The organism is Streptomyces sp. NPDC048751, assembly GCF_043198595.1.
Lineage (GTDB): Bacteria > Actinomycetota > Actinomycetes > Streptomycetales > Streptomycetaceae > Streptomyces.
On record NZ_JBICUX010000001.1, the window covers coordinates 902,176 to 917,641 of the forward strand.

The window sequence follows — 15,466 nt, forward strand, 5'->3', positions numbered from 1 at the left end:
AGCGAACGAGAAGCGGCGAACGAGAAGCGGTGGGCGGCGAAAGAACGCCGCCCACCGCAACCCTCAGCGCGGTTGGCGCTACTCCGACACCTCCGACCGGTCCCCGCCCCACAGGGTGTGGAACGACCCCTCCCGGTCGGTCCGCCGGTACGTGTGCGCACCGAAGAAGTCCCGCTGCCCCTGCGTGAGCGCCGCGGGCAACCGCTCCGCGCGCAGCGCGTCGTAGTAGGCGAGCGCCGCCGCGAAGCCGGGCGTCGGGACGCCCTGGCGGGTCGCGGCGATCAGGACCTCACGCCAGTCGTCCTGCGCCTCCGCGATCTCCCGCGCGAACGTGTCGTCCGACAGCAGGCTCGGCAGGTCGGGCCGGGTGTCGTAGGCCGCGCGGATCCGGTCGAGGAAGGCCGCGCGGATGATGCAGCCGCCGCGCCACAGGGCCGAGACCGCGCCCAGGTCGACGTTCCAGTCGTACTCCTCGCTGCCCGCGGCGATCTCGTGGAAGCCCTGGGTGTACGACACGATCTTCGATGCGTACAGCGCCTGCTCCACGCGGTCGGCGAACGCGCCCGCCTCCGCCTCGGACAGCGGCGAGGCCTTCGGTCCGGCCAGGCCCCGCGAGGCCTCGCGCAGCGCCGCGTGACCGGAGAGGGAGCGGGCGAAGACCGCCTCCGCGATGCCGGAGACCGGGACACCGAGGTCGAGGGCGATCTGGACCGTCCAGCGGCCGGTGCCCTTCTGCTCCGCCTGGTCCACCACCACGTCCACGAACGGCTTGCCGGTCGCCGCGTCCACGTGGGACAGGACCTCCGCCGTGATCTCGATCAGGTAGGAGTCCAGTCGGCCCGTGTTCCAGGTGCGGAAGATCTCCGCGATCTGCGCGGGGGAGTACCCGGCCACATCGCGAAGCAGCTGGTACGCCTCACCGATGAGCTGCATGTCGGCGTACTCGATGCCGTTGTGGACCATCTTCACGAAGTGCCCGGCGCCGTCCGGACCGACGTGCGTCACACAGGGCGCGCCGTCCGCGGCCTTCGCCGAGATCTTCTCCAGCATCGGGCCGAGCGAGTCGTACGACTCCCGCGGACCTCCCGGCATGATGCTCGGTCCGTGCAGCGCGCCCTCCTCGCCGCCGGAGACGCCCATGCCGACGAAGTGGATGCCCTGCTCGCGCAGGTCGCGCTCGCGGCGCCGGGTGTCCGCGAAGTGGGCGTTGCCACCGTCGATGATCATGTCGCCGGGTTCCAGGAGCGGGGCGAACTCCTGGATCACCGCGTCGGTGGGGTCGCCCGCCTTCACCATGATGACCAGGCGGCGGGGCCGCTCCAGTGCCGCCACGAACTCCTTGGCGGTCTCCGCCGCGATGAAGTCGCCCTCGCTGCCGAACTCCTCGACCAGGGCGTGCGTACGCGCGGCCGTGCGGTTGTGCACCGCGACCGTGTAGCCGTTGCGGGCGAAGTTGCGGGCGAGGTTGCGGCCCATGACCGCGAGACCCGTGACGCCGATCTGGGCTGTAGTGCTCATACGGTTTGGCTCCTAAACATCCTGAGCATCGGGGACATCGTCGTGCCGGTCCTGCTCGGCAGTATGCCGTTCCGGCCATCCTTTCCTGCCGCTTGACCGACCGCACACCCCGGGGTGTTCGAGATTGCGTACGGTTGCGTACGCAGATACGCACGGAAGACCCCACCTGCCTCAGCCGTACTGCAACCGGAGTTCGTTCCCGGTCACTTGGGCGGCGGCGAGGCTGGTTTGGAGTCTTGTCATGGCCTGTTAGGGGCCCTTACTTTTGGCCCTCCTGCGCATGTCGAGGGGGAAGCTTCATGGCCGTACGCGGTCGGCACCGCCGGTATCAGCCCAACAGGATCAACCGAGCGTCACTCACCGTCACGGCGGGCGGCGCGGGTATCGCGATACCGCTCATCGGCGCCGGAGCCGCCCAGGCGGCCGACGTGGACACCTGGAACAAGGTCGCCGCGTGCGAGTCGACCAACAACTGGGACATCAATTCCGGCAACGGCTACTACGGTGGCCTGCAGTTCACCCAGTCCACCTGGGCGGCGTACGGCGGCACCGCGTACGCGCACCGGGCGGACCTGGCCACCAAGGACCAGCAGATCGCCGTCGCCGAGAAGGTGTTGAAGGGGCAGGGCCCCGGCGCCTGGCCGGTGTGCTCGGCACGCGCCGGGCTCACCCGGGGCGGCGACACGCCCGAGATCCACCCGAGCCGCACCGGATCGGCCCGGACCCAGAAGAGCTCACTGAAGGACGTGCAGCCGCAGAGCACGCCCCAGTCGCGCGCCGGCACCGCCGAGATGTACACGGTGGTCCACGGCGACACCCTCTCCGGCATCGCCGACGACCAGGACGTCCGGGGCGGCTGGCGACGGCTGTACGCGGCCAACCGCGCGGCCATAGGAGCCGACCCGAACCTGATCCTGCCGGGGCAGCGGCTGAAACTGCACGGAGAGGGCTCCGGCACGACGAGCCGGAGCGGCACCGAGTCCCGTGAGAAGAGGAAGACCTCCTCGTCGCGTTCGTCCTCGTCCTCCTCGCAGAGCAGGCAGAAGACGAACAGCCACTCCCTGGTCGCCCCCGTGAGTGCCTCCATGGGCACGCCCTACCACGCGGCGGGTTCCTCCTGGTCGAAGGGCTACCACACCGGTGTCGACTTCCCCGTGCCCACCGGCACGACCGTGAAGTCGGTCGCGGCGGGCACGGTCGTCAGCGCGGGCTGGGGCGGCTCCTTCGGCTACCAGGTGGTCGTCCGGCACGGCGACGGCCGCTACACCCAGTACGCGCACCTCTCGGCGATCTCCGTGCGGAACGGTCAGACGGTGGGCACCGGCCAGCGCCTCGGCCGCTCCGGCTCCACGGGCAACAGCACGGGCCCGCATCTGCACTTCGAGGTGCGGACGGGGCCCGGTTTCGGGTCGGACGTAGACCCGCTGGCCTACCTGAGGGCCGGCGGCGTCAGGATTTGACCCGGGCGCGGTGCCGGTCGAGGACCCGCATCGGGACGTACGGCCCGCCGTAGAAGTTGCTGGGGAAGAGCACCGGCTCGTCCACGTCCGACGGGTCGCGGTCGCCGTACGCACTCTCCGGCACGGCGCTCGGGGACGGGATGCGGCTCTCCAGGGCCGGCAGTACGGCGGCCGTTGCCAGAACCGGTGCCGGGCTCGGTGCCGGTGTCGGGAGAATCGGTGCCGGAACCGGAGTGGGTGCCGGTGAGACCGCCTGCTCGGGCAGCTCGGCGACGGGCTGCCCGGGGAGGGCGGGGCGCGCCTCGGCGGTGACGGGCTCGGTGTCCGACGGCGCCTTCTCGGACGGCGCCGGCGTGTGGGTGAGCCGCTCGGTCGTCAGCAGGATCAGGCCGCCCGCCGCCACCACACCGCAGCTCAGGGCGAGCACGGTGCCCGTGGTGCCGTAGCGGAAGGTCTCGCCGAACATCGTGATGCCGACCGCGGCCGCCACCACCGGGTTCACCACCGTCAGCGTGGCGAGCGGGGCGGCGAGGCCGCCGCCGCGGTAGGAGGCCTGCGACAGCAGTATGCCGGCCGTGGCCAGCACGCCGATCACCGCGAGGGACGGCAGGTCCGCGGCCGAGACGCCGTCGGTCCAGTCGACGGCGACGGTCTTGGTGAACACCGAGGACATGCCGAACGCTATGCCGGAAGCGGTGGCGAGCAGCATGCTGCGCACCGCCGGGTGCCGGTGGGCCGCCCGGCCCGCGATCATCAGCGCGACGACCGCGCCACCCGTGACCAGGGCCACGCTCACCCGCTGCGGGGTGCTCAGCGACTGCGCCTCGGACGCGCCGACCAGGGACAGCAGACCAGCCAGACCCACCGTCGCCATGATCGCGCCCCGCCAGGCGGCCGCCCCGGCCTTGCGGCCGACGAACAGCGCGGCCATGGGCAGCGCGAAGACGATGGTCAGCGCGCCCAGCGGCTGCACCAGGCTGAGGGGGCCGTAGGCGAGCGCCACCACGTGCAGCAGTCCGCCGAGGCCGTTCAGCGCCACCGCCCCCCACCAGCTCGGCCGGCGCAGCGGCGCGTACTGCTCGTCGGGGGAGGACACCGCGACCTGCTCCTGCACGATCGCCCCGCCCGCGTACGCGACGGCGGAGACGAACGACAGGACCACGGACAACGCGAGGGCACTCACCGGTTGCTCCTCTGCGTGGGGCCGGGGCGCGGGGCCCGGCGCGGCGAACGGTCTGCTTCCATGCACAACACGATGCCGTGCCGAGCTGTTCCCGTCGTCGTCCCTGAGCACGCAAATGGTCATACTGCCGATGGAGTACGACCGGTTCCCTGTCCTCCCTCAGGGGGGTGACACGGACGCGGACCCGTCGACCACAGGGCCTACGGCCCTTGGTACTACTTCTCGTCGTGGACCTCGACCCCGGCCTCTCCGCTCTCCGCCCCCTCGGCGGTTTCTTCGTCCTGCGCACGGCAGGAGAACAGCGGGCGCCGCTGCCGACGCTCGCGCAGGTCTATACGGACACGGTCCCGGATGTGTTCGACGATCCGCTGACGTTTCGTGTCCGAAAAGTAGCGGAAAGTCTGCGGGTTTCCGAAAGGCGGATCGCGGCCTCCATCGCGCACCAGGGCCTGGCGGCCCGCCTGTGGTCGGTGGCGCTCGGCTGTGCCGTCCTCCACGGCCGCACACCCGACCTCGCCCCCCGGCTGCTGTGCTGGGACGCCGACGCGTCGGCCCCCGACGACCTGTGGCTGACCGCCGTACGGCCCCTGCCCGGGGACGCGGCGACCGTGGCGGACGTCGTGCTCGAGGGGCACCTGCGGCCGCTGGCCGCCGCTCTGCGCGCCCGGTACCGCCTCGCCGAGGGCCTGCTGTGGGGCAACGCGGGATCCGCGCTCGCGGGCGCGGCACGGGAGCTGGACCGCTGGGCAGGCGCCCACGGCCGCCCCGATGCCGCCGCACGCGCCCACGCCCTGACCACCGAACTCCTCGCTCACCCCTTGCTCGTCGGCACCGGCGTCCGGGCCGGCACGGCCTTCCGGCGCCGGAGTTGCTGCCTCTACTACCGTGTGCCCGAAGGGGGCGTGTGTGGTGACTGTTGCTTCACACGGGCCCCGCGCTCTTCCCCACGCGGCGCATCTGGGTGACCATGAAAAAGGAACCGGTCGTAGAGAGCTGGGGGTTGCGGGTGCGAGTGGGACTGCTGACCCGGGAGTACCCCCCGGACGTCTACGGCGGAGCGGGCGTCCACGTGGAATTTCTCGCAAGGGAGTTGAGGTCCCTCGTCGACCTCGACGTGCACTGCTGGGGCGAGGGCCGCGCGGAGGGCGTCGTACGCCACCGCCCCTGGTCCGCCCTCGACGGCGCCAACGACGCGTTGCGCACCTTCTCCGTGGACCTCTCCGTCGCCGCCGCCGTCGAAGGCCGCGAACTCGTCCACTCCCACACGTGGTACGCCAATCTGGCCGGCCACCTCGCCAAACTGCTGTACGGCATCCCGCACGTGATGACCGCGCACTCGCTGGAGCCCCTGCGCCCCTGGAAGGCCGAGCAACTCGGCGGCGGGTACGAGCTGTCCGGCTGGGCCGAACGCAGCGCGATCGAGGCCGCCGACGCGGTGATCGCCGTCTCCGGCGCCATGCGCGAGGACATCCTCACCTGCTACCCGGCGCTGGACCCGGGCCGGGTCCACGTCGTGCACAACGGCATCGACACCGCCCTCTACCGGCCCGACCACGACACCGACGCCCTCGCCCGGGTCGGCCTGGACCCGAACCGCCCGTACGTGCTGTTCGTCGGCCGCATCACCCGGCAGAAGGGTGTGCCGCACCTGCTGCGCGCGGTGCGGGACATCGACCCGTCGGCGCAGGTCGTGCTGTGCGCGGGCGCGCCGGACACGCCCGAGATAGACCGGGAGTTCCGCGATCTCTTCGAGGAGCTCAGCCGGGTCCGCGACGGCGTGTACTGGATCCCCCGGATGCTGCCGCGCGCGGAGGTGATCCAACTGCTCACCCACGCGGCCGTGTTCGTCTGCCCGTCGGTGTACGAACCCCTCGGTATCGTCAACCTGGAGGCGATGGCCTGCGGCACGCCCGTCGTGGCCTCCCGGGTCGGCGGCATCCCGGAGGTCGTCGAGGACGGTGTGACCGGTGCGCTGGTGTCCGTGGACGACGACTTCGAGGCCGGTCTGACCCGGGCCCTGGACGCCGTCCTCGGCGACCCGGACAAGGCCCGCCGGATGGGCGAGGCCGGGCGGGAGCGCGCGGTGGGGGAGTTCGGCTGGGACGCGATCGCCCGGCGTACGGTCCGGCTGTACGAGGAGATCGTGAAACAGGCGTAGGCCATGTCGCGCGGGGGCAGGCATGGGTCAACCTGGGTGAGGGGAGCGGCCATGCGTCGTGGTGGACCTTCGGTGCTCGGAATCGTACTGGCGGGCGGTGAGGGCAAACGCCTGATGCCCCTGACCGCCGACCGCGCGAAACCCGCGGTCACTTTTGGCGGAACGTATCGCCTGGTCGATTTCGTGCTCTCGAATCTTGTCAACGCCGATATTTTGCGCATCTGCGTGCTCACGCAGTACAAGTCGCACTCGCTGGACCGGCACATCACCACCACGTGGCGGATGTCCAGCCTGCTCGGCAACTACGTCACGCCGGTCCCGGCCCAGCAGCGGCTCGGCCCGCGCTGGTACCTGGGCAGCGCGGACGCGATCCTGCAGTCGCTGAACCTGATCTACGACGAACAGCCCGAGTACGTCGCGGTGTTCGGCGCCGACCACGTCTACCGCATGGACCCGCGGCAGATGCTCACCCAGCACATCGAGGCCGGTGCGGGTGTGACGGTGGCCGGGATCCGCGTGCCGCGCGGCGAGTCGTCTTCCTTCGGGGTGATCACGCCGGGCTCGGACGGCCAGAGCGTGGACCAGTTCCTGGAGAAGCCCGCCGACCCGCCCGGCCTGCCGGACGACCCGGAGAGCGTCTTCGCCTCCATGGGCAACTACATCTTCACCACCAAGGCCCTCATCGAGGCGCTCCAGCGGGACGCCGAGGACGAGAACTCGGTGCACGACATGGGTGGCTCGATCCTGCCCCAGCTCACCCAACGGGGTGAGGCACAGCTGTACGACTTCAGCGCCAACCATGTGCCCGGCGAGACCAACGGGGACCGGGGCTACTGGCGTGACGTCGGCACGCTCGACGCCTATTACGACGCCCACATGGACCTGATAGCCGAGCGTCCCGCCTTCAACCTCTACAACCGCAGCTGGCCGATCTACACGCACTCCAACCAGCTCTCGCCCGCCCGGTTCAACGCCGGCGGCATGGCCAGCGAGTCGATCATCAGTGCGGGCTGCCTGATTCGCGGGCAGGTCACGAGGTCGGTGCTCTCCCCAGGTGTCCTGGTCGACCCGGGTGCGGTGGTGCAGGGCTCGATCCTCCACGACAACGTGCACATCGGACGGGGTGCGGTGGTGCGCGGGGCCGTGCTCGACAAGAACGTCGAGGTGCCGCCGGGCGCGACGATCGGGGTCAATCCGGAACGGGACGCGGAGCTGTACACCGTCTCCAAGGGCGGGGTGATCGCGCTGGGGAAGGGCCAGCGCGTGTCGTAACGGCGTACCGATCGTTTTCCGCCACGACACGGTGACGTCGGTGTCCTGCGAGGCCCCGCGGCCTGCGGGACACTGGGGTTGCCGAGATCCGATACTTAATCGGATGTTAACTGTGCGTAGCTTGATCGTACTTGACCGTAATCGATCGCGGGCGATTGACTGCTGGTCCACCCTTCGTCGACGCGAGGCAAGCCCTTGACTGACCCGCTGGCACCTCTCGACCTGGCGTTCTGGAACATCGAGACCGCCGAGCACCCCATGCACCTCGGCGCACTCGGGGTCTTCACGTCCCACTCGCCCACCGCGGGCGCCCACGCGGCCGACCTGCTCGCCGCCCGCGCCGCCGCGGTACCCGGACTGCGCATGCGGATCCGGGACGTCTGGCGCCCCTCCGCCCTCGGCGGCGCCGTACGCGAACCCGCCCCCGACTTCGACCCCCTCGACCACGTCCGGCTGCACGAGGCGACCCCTGACTTCCAGGCCGCGGCCGGCCGCCTCATGGAGCGTCCGCTGGAGCGCGACCGGCCGCCCTGGGAGGCCCACGTGCTGCCAGGCGAGGACGGTGTCTCCTTCGCCGTGCTGTTCAAGTTCCACCACGCCCTCGCCGACGGCCTGCGGGCGCTGACCCTCGCCGCCGCCGTCCTCGACCCGATGGACCTGCCCGCGCCCCGGCCCCGCCCCGCGGAGCCGCCCCGGGCCCTCCTGCCCGACGTACGCCGACTGCCCGACCTGGTGCGCGGCGCCCTGTCCGACGTGGGCCGCGCCCTCGACATCGGGGCCTCCGTCGCCGTGTCCACCCTCGGCATGCGCACCACCCGCGCGCTCAGCGCCGAGCCCACCGGTACCCGCCGCACCGCCGGCGTGGTCGTCGACCTCGACGACGTGCACCGCGTCCGCAAGGTCGTCGGCGGCACCGTCAACGACGTCCTGATCGCGGTCGTCGCGGGCGCCCTGCGCCGCTGGCTCGACGAGCGCGGCGACGGCAGCGACGGCGTGGCGCCCCGCGCCCTGATCCCGGTGTCCAAGCGCCGCCCGCGCACCGCCCACCCCCAGGGCAACCGCCTCTCCGGCTACCTGATGAGGCTCCCCGTCGACGACCCGGACCCGCTCCGCCGCCTGGCCGCCGTGCGCGCCGCCATGGACCGCAACAAGGACGCCGGCCCCAACCGGGGCGCCGGAGCCGTCGCCCTGCTCGCCGACCACGTCCCGGCGCTCGGCCACCGGATCGGCGGCCCCCTGGCGGCCCAGGCCGCGCGGCTGTGGTTCGACATCCTGGTCACCAGCGTGCCCCTGCCCAGCTTCGGCCTGAAGCTCGGCGGGAACCCGGTGACCGAGGTGTTCCCGTACGCCCCGCTCGCCGCGGGCCAGTCCCTGGCGGTGGCCGTGTCGACGTACCGGGGCCGCGTCCACTACGGCCTCGTCGCCGACGCCGAGGCGGTACCGGACCTCGACCGGCTCGCGCGGGCCGTGACCGCGGAGGTGGAGACGCTCATCACGGCCTGTGCCCCTTGACCGGCACGCGTTTGGAGGAGTGGCTCGGCGCTCCGTAAAATCGCCTGTTCGAGGGCGGGCGCGGTCGGAGCGCTGCGCGGGTTGATCAGGGAAGCGGCAGCGCGATGACGGTGACAGAGGACGGCTCGGCGTCCATGGAGTCGATGGAGTCCATGGAATCCATGGAGGAGATCGTGTACGGGCCCGGGATCGACCCGGAGCGGCTCGCCGTCTGCCTGAGCGTGCTCGAGGAGCTCGACAAGCTGGAGGTCGACCACCCCGACGCGATCGCCGTGCGCCGGGCCACCGCCGGCGTCTACCGCACCGTCAAGCAGCGCCGCCGCCAGGAGCGCCGGGCCGCCAAGACCGCGCACGACAAGGCGGTCACGGAGGCCACGGCCACCGGCTCCGCCCAGCGCATCGACGACGAGACGGAGGGCATCCTGCCGTCGTCGATCACGGAGGAGGGCAGGATCGCGGGTGTGCTCCAGCGCCCCCGCTCCTGCTACACCTGCAAGGCCCGGTACGTCGAGGTCGACTACTTCTACCACCAGCTCTGTCCGGACTGCGCCAGTGTGAACCGGGCCAAGCGCGACGTCCGCGCCGACCTCACCGGCAAGCGCGCGCTGCTCACCGGCGGCCGCGCCAAGATCGGCATGTACATCGCCCTCAGGCTGCTGCGGGACGGCGCACACACGACGATCACCACGCGCTTCCCCAAGGACGCCATCCGCCGCTTCAAGGCCATGGACGACTCGGCGGACTGGATCCACCGGCTGGAGGTCGTCGGCATCGACCTGCGCGACCCGGCGCAGGCCGTCGCCCTCGCCGACCAGGTCGCCGAGGCGGGCCCGCTCGACATCCTCATCAACAACGCGACGCAGACCGTACGCCGTCTGCCCTCCGCCTACGCCGCCCTCGTCGACGGCGAGAGCGCCCCGCTGCCCGCCGGGGAGCTGCCCGCCCACCACGTCATCGGTGCCTTCAACTCCGGCGCCGTCGACGGGCTCGCCGCGCTGCCCGTCGGCATCAGCGGCCTCGACGCGCAGAAGGTCGCCGACCTCGCCCTGGTCGCGGGCAACGCCAGCGTCGCCCGGCACCTCGACGGCACCGCCATCGACGCGGGTGGCCTGGTCCCCGACGTCGTCGACACCAACACCTGGGTGCAGACCATCGAGCAGATCTCCCCGGTGGAGCTCCTCGAGACCCAACTGTGCAACTACACGGCGCCGTTCATCCTGATCAGCAAGCTGCGGCCGGCGATGGCCGCGGCCGCGAGCAAGGCTTCCAGCAAGCGCGCGTACGTCGTGAACGTCTCGGCGATGGAGGGCGTCTTCGGCCGTGGCTACAAGGGGGCGGGGCACCCGAACACGAACGCCGCGAAGGCCGCGATGAACATGGTCACGCGGACCAGCGCGCAGGAGATGTTCCAGACCGACGGGATCCTCATGACGTCCGTGGACACCGGCTGGATCACGGACGAGCGGCCGCACTTCGACAAGCTGCGGCTTGCGGAGGAGGGCTTCCACGCGCCGCTGGATCTGGTGGACGGGGCGGCTCGGGTGTACGACCCGGTTGTGCGCGGTGAGGCCGGGGAGGACCTGTACGGGGTCTTCCTGAAGGATTACGCGCCGGGCAAGTGGTAGCGATCACGGGTGTTGGCCCTGCGTACGTTCGTGCCGCCATCCACCAGTAGGTCTGCCCCTGTGATCCACTCAGCCGAGTCGGAGCACAACCACAACACGGCCCGCGCCACGTCCTCCGGCTCTCCGATCCGGCCCAGTGGCAGGCCCGACGCGATGTCCGGCTCTCCCGGCTCCCATACGAAGCGGGCCATCTCGGTGCGTACGAGGCCGGGGGATACGGAGTTGACCCGTACCCCCGGCCCCAGCTCGCCCGCGAGCTGCTGGGTGAGGTGGAGGAGGGCCGCCTTGCTGGTGCCGTAGGCGCCGACTCCCGGGCCGACGTGGGTCGCGCCCTCCGTGCAGATGTTGACCACCGTGCCGCCGTGCTCGCGCATCCAGCCGTGCCACGCGCACTGGACCAGTCGGAGCGGGGCCTCGACGTTGATGGTGAAGGCCTCGCGCCAGAGGTCCGGGTCGGCGTCCACGAGGGGGCCGTACGGCTGGTTGGTCGCCGCGTTGTTGACCAGGATGTCCAGACGGCCGAACTCGCGCAGGCACAGGTCCGTCAAGGCGCTCGGGTGCCCGTCGTCAGCGACGCTCCCGGCCAGCCCGACCGCGCCCAGTTCGGCGGCGGCACGCCGTACCTCGTCAGCGTTCCGCGCGCTCACGCACACCTGGGCCCCGGCATCGGCGAGCGCCCGGGCCACCGCCAGGCCGATACCCCGCGTGGCCCCCGTGACGACGGCGGCCCTACCGCGTAACCCGTACGACGACGTCATCGGCGTACGGTCTCACGGCGCACCCTCAATCGACAGCCCCGAGGCGTGAGTTGCGTGCCGCCAGCAGCTCCAGGACGGTACGCCAGTCCTCCAGCACCCCGGCGTCGAACGCGGCGAGGCGGCCCTCCTCGTGGGCCTGGCGCAGGCTCAGCACGTCGTCGTCGGCGGAGGGGCCGTGCCAGGGGTGATGCCGTACGAGGCGGGCGACCCGATCGCCGAGCAGTGCCCGTATGGCGTCGGCGGTGTGGAGGCCCCAGGTCGCCGCGGCGTCGGGCCGCAGCAGCCGGCCGACGGGGTGGACCAGGCCGGACACCTGGAGTTCCTTGTCCGCGGGGCGACTTCGGCGCAGCAGGGCGGCCGTCCGCAGCGCGTGCTCGTGCAGGTCGACTGAGCGGCCCGCCCGGTCCGGGGTCCCCCGCACGCCCCGGCAGGCGTACATCAGGTCCATCAGCTCCTCGACGCTGCGCAGTTCCATGCGTCAGTCCTCCCGCGAGACAGCCGTTGCGGTACGCCAGCAGATCATGACGAGCTTTCGACCGAGCCAACGGCACCTGAACGGCCCGGCCCCCTGAAGCCGCATTCGGCCGTTGTAGGCCGGTCGGGTGACTTTCAAACGGGGCATCATGGGGCAAAAGGGTGCGCTTCGTGGCCAAATGCATGCGGGCGACTTGCGATGGTTACACCGATTTTTCAGCCCCATAGAGCGGCCGCCTGCTCATTTGGTTAATCTGTAGCCGACGGACAGCAGTAACGGGTCCCACCCACACCCATGGTCCGTCATGGGACTCGCCGGTGCACAGCGGCCTGCTCTCCTACGAGTTACCGGCGCCACCGCGTCCGAACTGCTTCGACCCAGACCCGAGCGGGCGTCAGGCGCGGGAACGCAGACTGGCCGGCACGCCCCGAGGGTGACCCGACACATAAGGAGTGCGCGGTGACACCGGAGAAGACGAATCGCGAACAACGCCCCAAGGATCGACCTGAGCGCGCCCGCCGCCGCAGCGGCGAGCTCGGCAGCCTCGACGTGTGGGCGCGCTCGGCCCCCATCCGCCTGGCCGGCTACGAGGACGACCTCGCCGAGCCGCACATCCTGCCCAGCGTGGACTGATCCCGGCAGGACGTTCGCGATCGCCGACGGCATGGGCGTGCGAGACTCACGCCCATGCTGATCAGGGAAGCCACCGCCGACGACTGGCCGCGGATCTGGCCCTTCTGGCACCGTGTCGTGGCCGCGGCCGAGACCTACACCTGGGACCCGGACACCACCGAGGAAGCCGCCCGCGCCCTGTGGATGAACCCGGCCAAGCGCGTGTACGTCGTCGAGGACGACACCAACGACACCAGTACGGGCGATGACACCGCGGCCGTCGTCGGCTCCGCCTACCTCACTTCGAACTACGGCGGCCCCGCCGCCCGCATCGCCAACGCCGGCTTCATGGTCGACCCCGACCACGGCGGCCGCGGCATCGGCCGGGCCCTCGCCGAGCACATCCTGGCCGAGGCTGCGGCCCACGGCTACCGGGGCATGGTGTTCAACGCGGTCGTCGAGACCAACCCGGCCGTCCGCCTGTGGACCTCCCTCGGCTTCACGATCCTCGGCACCGTCCCGGAGGCCTTCGACCACCCCCGGCACGGCCTCGTCGGACTCCATGTGATGTACAGGGCGCTGTAGCGCAACCCGGCCGGGAGTCGCTCTCTCAGTCGAGCGGCGCCGTCCGCCGCCACGGACGCAGCTCCTCCAACCGCCCCGCCAGCTCCAGGAGTTCCGCCTCCGACCCGGGCCGCCCCACCAGCTGCACGGCGCAGGGGGCGCCCGAGGGGAGCGTGCCGATCGGGACCGACATCGCCGGCCAGCCGGTGAGGTTCCACGGCGGGGTCAGCGGCGAGTACGCGGTGTTGGCCACGAGGTTGCGCAGCCAGCCCCGCTCGTGCCACGGCGCCGCCTGCGGGGAGCGGCGGGCCAGCGCCGGCGTGAGCAGCACGTCGTACGCGTCGAAGAACGGCTCCAGGCGCCGGCGCAGCGCCTCCCTGCTTCCGCCGCGGCGCACCACGGGCAGGAAGCGCCGTCCCACGGCGGCGTGCACGCGGGTGCGCCGGGTCAGCAGCCGCGGGTCGAGCCCCTGGGCGTCCACGGCCGTGCCCGCCGTCCAGTGCGCGAGCGAGGTCAGGCTCAGCGACTGCGGGTACGGCGGGTCGGCGCGCCGCACCTGGTGACCGGCCCTGATCAGCAGCCCGGCCGCCTCCCGCGCCGCGTCCGCGTACGGACGGCTGATGGTGACGCCGGCGAGCGGGCTGCGCAGCGAGAGGGCGATCCTGCGCGTACCGGGCGCGGCGGGGCGTACGACGTCGGGGTCCGCGAGGACCGACAGCAGCAGGCGCGCGTCCTCGACGGTCGTCGCGAGCGGGCCGTTCTCCGACATGCCGAACCAGTCGCCCTCGCCGATCCCCGCGGGCACCACCCCGTGGCCCGGCTTGATGGTGACCAGGCCGCAGTTGGCCGCGGGGATGCGCAGCGAGCCCATGCCGTCGTTGCCGAGGGCGACCGGCACCAGCCCCGCGGCGACCGCGGCCGCGCTGCCGCCGGACGAGCCGCCCGCCGTGCGCGAGGTGTCCCACGGGTTGCGGGCGATGCCGTGGACGCCGTCGGTGGTGCCGAAGACACACAGCTCCGGCACGTTCGTCAGCCCCACGACCACCGCGCCCGCCGCACGCAACCGGGCCACGGTGACATGGTCGTCACCGGCGGGCGTGTCCGGCGTCGCCGCCGAGCCCACCCGGGTCGACTCACCGCGCACCCCGAGGTTGTCCTTCACCGCCACCGGCACGCCCGCGAGCGTCAGTTCGGTCAGGTCCGCGCGGGCGCCCACCGCGTCCGCCTCGGCGAGCGCGGCCTCGGCCCGCACCGTACGGAACGCCCCGATCCGGCCGTCCAGCCGCTCGATCCGGGCGAGATGCTCGGCGACCACCTCCCGTGGCGTGGCCCGCTTCTCACGTACGGCGACGGCGATCTCGGCGGCGGTCCGACCGACCCAGGTGCTCACGGGCGCTCCTCGGGAGTGATGGGGTCAACGAGGTGAACGAGGTGAAGTAAACCGTTGCGCCCCGCACGCCCGTTCGGCCACCCCTGCATCGAGTTCTACTCCGTTCCGGCCGTCCCGGCCGCTGACGGAGCAGCTCCGCCGCTGAGCTGCGACCGCAGCCACGTCTCCACCTCGCCCACGTGCGAGGCCGCCGCCGTGCGGGCCGCCTCCGGATCGCGGGCGGCCAGGGCGCGGTGGATGGCGGCGTGCTCGCGGCGGGTGCGGTCGAAGGCACCCTCCTCCTGGTAGCCGCGCCAGACGCGGGCGCGGAAGGTGCGGGAGGACAGGCCCTCCAGGATCGCGGCCATGGTCTCGTTGCCGGCGGCCACCGCGATCTCCCGGTGGAAGGCGAGGTCGTGGGCGAGGATCTCCTCCGGATCGTCGGAGGCGTTCATCGCCGTCAGGTGCTTCTCCACCGTCGCGAGCTGGCCGGGAGTGATGCGGGCGGCGGCCAGCGCGGTCGCCGTCGACTCCAGGATCCGCCGGAGTTCGAGCAGTTCCACCAGCCGCGGGCCACGGGACAGGTCGGCCACCACGCCGAAGGTCTCCAGCAGGTCACCGGCCTGGAGCTGGGTCACGTAGATGCCGGAGCCGTGGCGGGCCTCCAGCACCCCGAGGACCGTCAGCGCGCGGATCGCCTCACGCATCGAGCTGCGTGAGATGCCGAGCTGGGCCGCGAGGTCGCGCTCGGTCGGCAGCCGCTGGCCCGGCTCCAGACGGCCCTCCGCGATCATCGCCTTGATCCGCTCGATGGCGCGCTGCGTCACCGTGCCCTTCTGCGGGGCCGTCTGCTCCACGCCGTCTCCTCCACTCACCGGATGCGCCGCAGTTTAGCCACCCGAGTGGTCGGACCACTATGGCCGAGAAGCGGGAAAATTGACGCCGAAGGGTGTTCCCGAG

14 protein-coding genes are annotated in these 15,466 nt (G+C 71.8%); 8 read left to right on the forward strand and 6 right to left on the reverse strand.

Features of this window, described 5'->3' with window-relative positions; genetic code table 11:
• Nucleotides 1–78 precede the first annotated feature (78 nt).
• Entirely contained in the window at nt 79–1,518 is a 1,440-nt protein-coding gene (gene gndA / locus ACGFNV_RS04015; RefSeq protein ID WP_393619156.1) for an NADP-dependent phosphogluconate dehydrogenase, read from the reverse strand.
• A 299-nt stretch (nt 1,519–1,817) separates the two neighbouring features.
• On the opposite strand from gndA, the gene ACGFNV_RS04020 reads away from it, so the two are divergent.
• Complete coding sequence (locus ACGFNV_RS04020; protein ID WP_393619158.1) at nt 1,818–2,978, forward strand: transglycosylase family protein; 1,161 nt, start codon at nt 1,818–1,820, stop codon at nt 2,976–2,978.
• Here the strand turns inward: ACGFNV_RS04020 and ACGFNV_RS04025 are convergent.
• Nucleotides 2,968–4,161, reverse strand: coding sequence for a DMT family transporter (locus ACGFNV_RS04025; protein WP_393619160.1), 1,194 nt, complete (start codon nt 4,159–4,161; stop codon nt 2,968–2,970). The genes ACGFNV_RS04020 and ACGFNV_RS04025 overlap by 11 nt on opposite strands.
• A gap of 209 nt (nt 4,162–4,370) precedes the next feature.
• On the opposite strand from ACGFNV_RS04025, the gene ACGFNV_RS04030 reads away from it, so the two are divergent.
• From ACGFNV_RS04030 to ACGFNV_RS04050, 5 genes are all read left to right on the forward strand, one after another.
• Nucleotides 4,371–5,126, forward strand: coding sequence for a (2Fe-2S)-binding protein (locus ACGFNV_RS04030; RefSeq protein WP_393619161.1), 756 nt, complete (start codon nt 4,371–4,373; stop codon nt 5,124–5,126).
• Between the two features lie 41 nt (nt 5,127–5,167).
• Nucleotides 5,168–6,319 (forward strand): glycogen synthase, encoded by a 1,152-nt coding sequence (glgA, locus tag ACGFNV_RS04035; RefSeq protein WP_393620015.1) that lies wholly within the window; start codon nt 5,168–5,170, stop codon nt 6,317–6,319.
• A 51-nt stretch (nt 6,320–6,370) separates the two neighbouring features.
• Nucleotides 6,371–7,591 carry a glucose-1-phosphate adenylyltransferase gene (gene glgC / locus ACGFNV_RS04040; RefSeq protein ID WP_133925402.1) on the forward strand — a complete coding sequence of 407 codons (1,221 nt, stop codon included), beginning with the start codon at nt 6,371–6,373 and terminating at the stop codon, nt 7,589–7,591.
• A 195-nt stretch (nt 7,592–7,786) separates the two neighbouring features.
• On the forward strand, nt 7,787–9,103 hold the full coding sequence (locus ACGFNV_RS04045) for a wax ester/triacylglycerol synthase family O-acyltransferase (RefSeq protein ID WP_393619164.1): 1,317 nt from the start codon (nt 7,787–7,789) through the stop codon (nt 9,101–9,103).
• A gap of 104 nt (nt 9,104–9,207) precedes the next feature.
• A complete protein-coding gene (locus tag ACGFNV_RS04050) occupies nt 9,208–10,728 on the forward strand; it encodes an SDR family NAD(P)-dependent oxidoreductase (protein ID WP_393619166.1) in 1,521 nt (506 codons plus the stop codon).
• On the opposite strand, the gene ACGFNV_RS04055 is transcribed toward ACGFNV_RS04050, so the two are convergent.
• Together ACGFNV_RS04055 and ACGFNV_RS04060 are read right to left on the reverse strand one after the other, a co-directional pair.
• Nucleotides 10,707–11,486: an SDR family oxidoreductase gene (locus ACGFNV_RS04055; protein ID WP_393619167.1), complete on the reverse strand. Its 780-nt coding sequence runs from the start codon at nt 11,484–11,486 to the stop codon at nt 10,707–10,709. The genes ACGFNV_RS04050 and ACGFNV_RS04055 overlap by 22 nt on opposite strands.
• A gap of 25 nt (nt 11,487–11,511) precedes the next feature.
• Nucleotides 11,512–11,961: a hypothetical protein gene (locus ACGFNV_RS04060; protein WP_393619169.1), complete on the reverse strand. Its 450-nt coding sequence runs from the start codon at nt 11,959–11,961 to the stop codon at nt 11,512–11,514.
• A gap of 459 nt (nt 11,962–12,420) precedes the next feature.
• Here ACGFNV_RS04060 and ACGFNV_RS04065 point away from each other — a divergent pair, with 459 nt between their 5' ends.
• Together ACGFNV_RS04065 and ACGFNV_RS04070 are read left to right on the forward strand one after the other, a co-directional pair.
• Complete coding sequence (locus ACGFNV_RS04065; RefSeq protein ID WP_166662192.1) at nt 12,421–12,594, forward strand: hypothetical protein; 174 nt, start codon at nt 12,421–12,423, stop codon at nt 12,592–12,594.
• A 54-nt stretch (nt 12,595–12,648) separates the two neighbouring features.
• On the forward strand, nt 12,649–13,158 hold the full coding sequence (locus ACGFNV_RS04070) for a GNAT family N-acetyltransferase (RefSeq protein WP_393619171.1): 510 nt from the start codon (nt 12,649–12,651) through the stop codon (nt 13,156–13,158).
• Nucleotides 13,159–13,183: 25 nt separating this feature from the next.
• On the opposite strand, the gene ACGFNV_RS04075 is transcribed toward ACGFNV_RS04070, so the two are convergent.
• The gene (locus ACGFNV_RS04075) at nt 13,184–14,527 is read right to left on the reverse strand and encodes an amidase (protein ID WP_393619173.1); all 1,344 of its coding nucleotides are present in this window, start codon (nt 14,525–14,527) and stop codon (nt 13,184–13,186) included.
• A 95-nt stretch (nt 14,528–14,622) separates the two neighbouring features.
• Nucleotides 14,623–15,363, reverse strand: a complete 741-nt coding sequence (locus ACGFNV_RS04080; protein ID WP_393619174.1) for a FadR/GntR family transcriptional regulator — start codon at nt 15,361–15,363, stop codon at nt 14,623–14,625.
• Nucleotides 15,364–15,466: the final 103 nt, after the last annotated feature.

Bases quoted from the DNA above. Each gene is read 5' to 3' on its own strand.
- ACGFNV_RS04050 (WP_393619166.1), top strand. From the start codon at position 9,208: ATGACGGTGACAGAGGACGGCTCGGCGTCCATGGAGTCGATGGAGTCC.
- glgC (WP_133925402.1), top strand. From the start codon at position 6,371: ATGCGTCGTGGTGGACCTTCGGTGCTCGGAATCGTACTGGCGGGCGGT.
- ACGFNV_RS04055 (WP_393619167.1), bottom strand. From the start codon at position 11,486: ATGACGTCGTCGTACGGGTTACGCGGTAGGGCCGCCGTCGTCACGGGG.
- ACGFNV_RS04020 (WP_393619158.1), top strand. From the start codon at position 1,818: ATGGCCGTACGCGGTCGGCACCGCCGGTATCAGCCCAACAGGATCAAC.
- ACGFNV_RS04070 (WP_393619171.1), top strand. From the start codon at position 12,649: ATGCTGATCAGGGAAGCCACCGCCGACGACTGGCCGCGGATCTGGCCC.
- gndA (WP_393619156.1), bottom strand. From the start codon at position 1,518: ATGAGCACTACAGCCCAGATCGGCGTCACGGGTCTCGCGGTCATGGGC.
- ACGFNV_RS04060 (WP_393619169.1), bottom strand. From the start codon at position 11,961: ATGGAACTGCGCAGCGTCGAGGAGCTGATGGACCTGATGTACGCCTGC.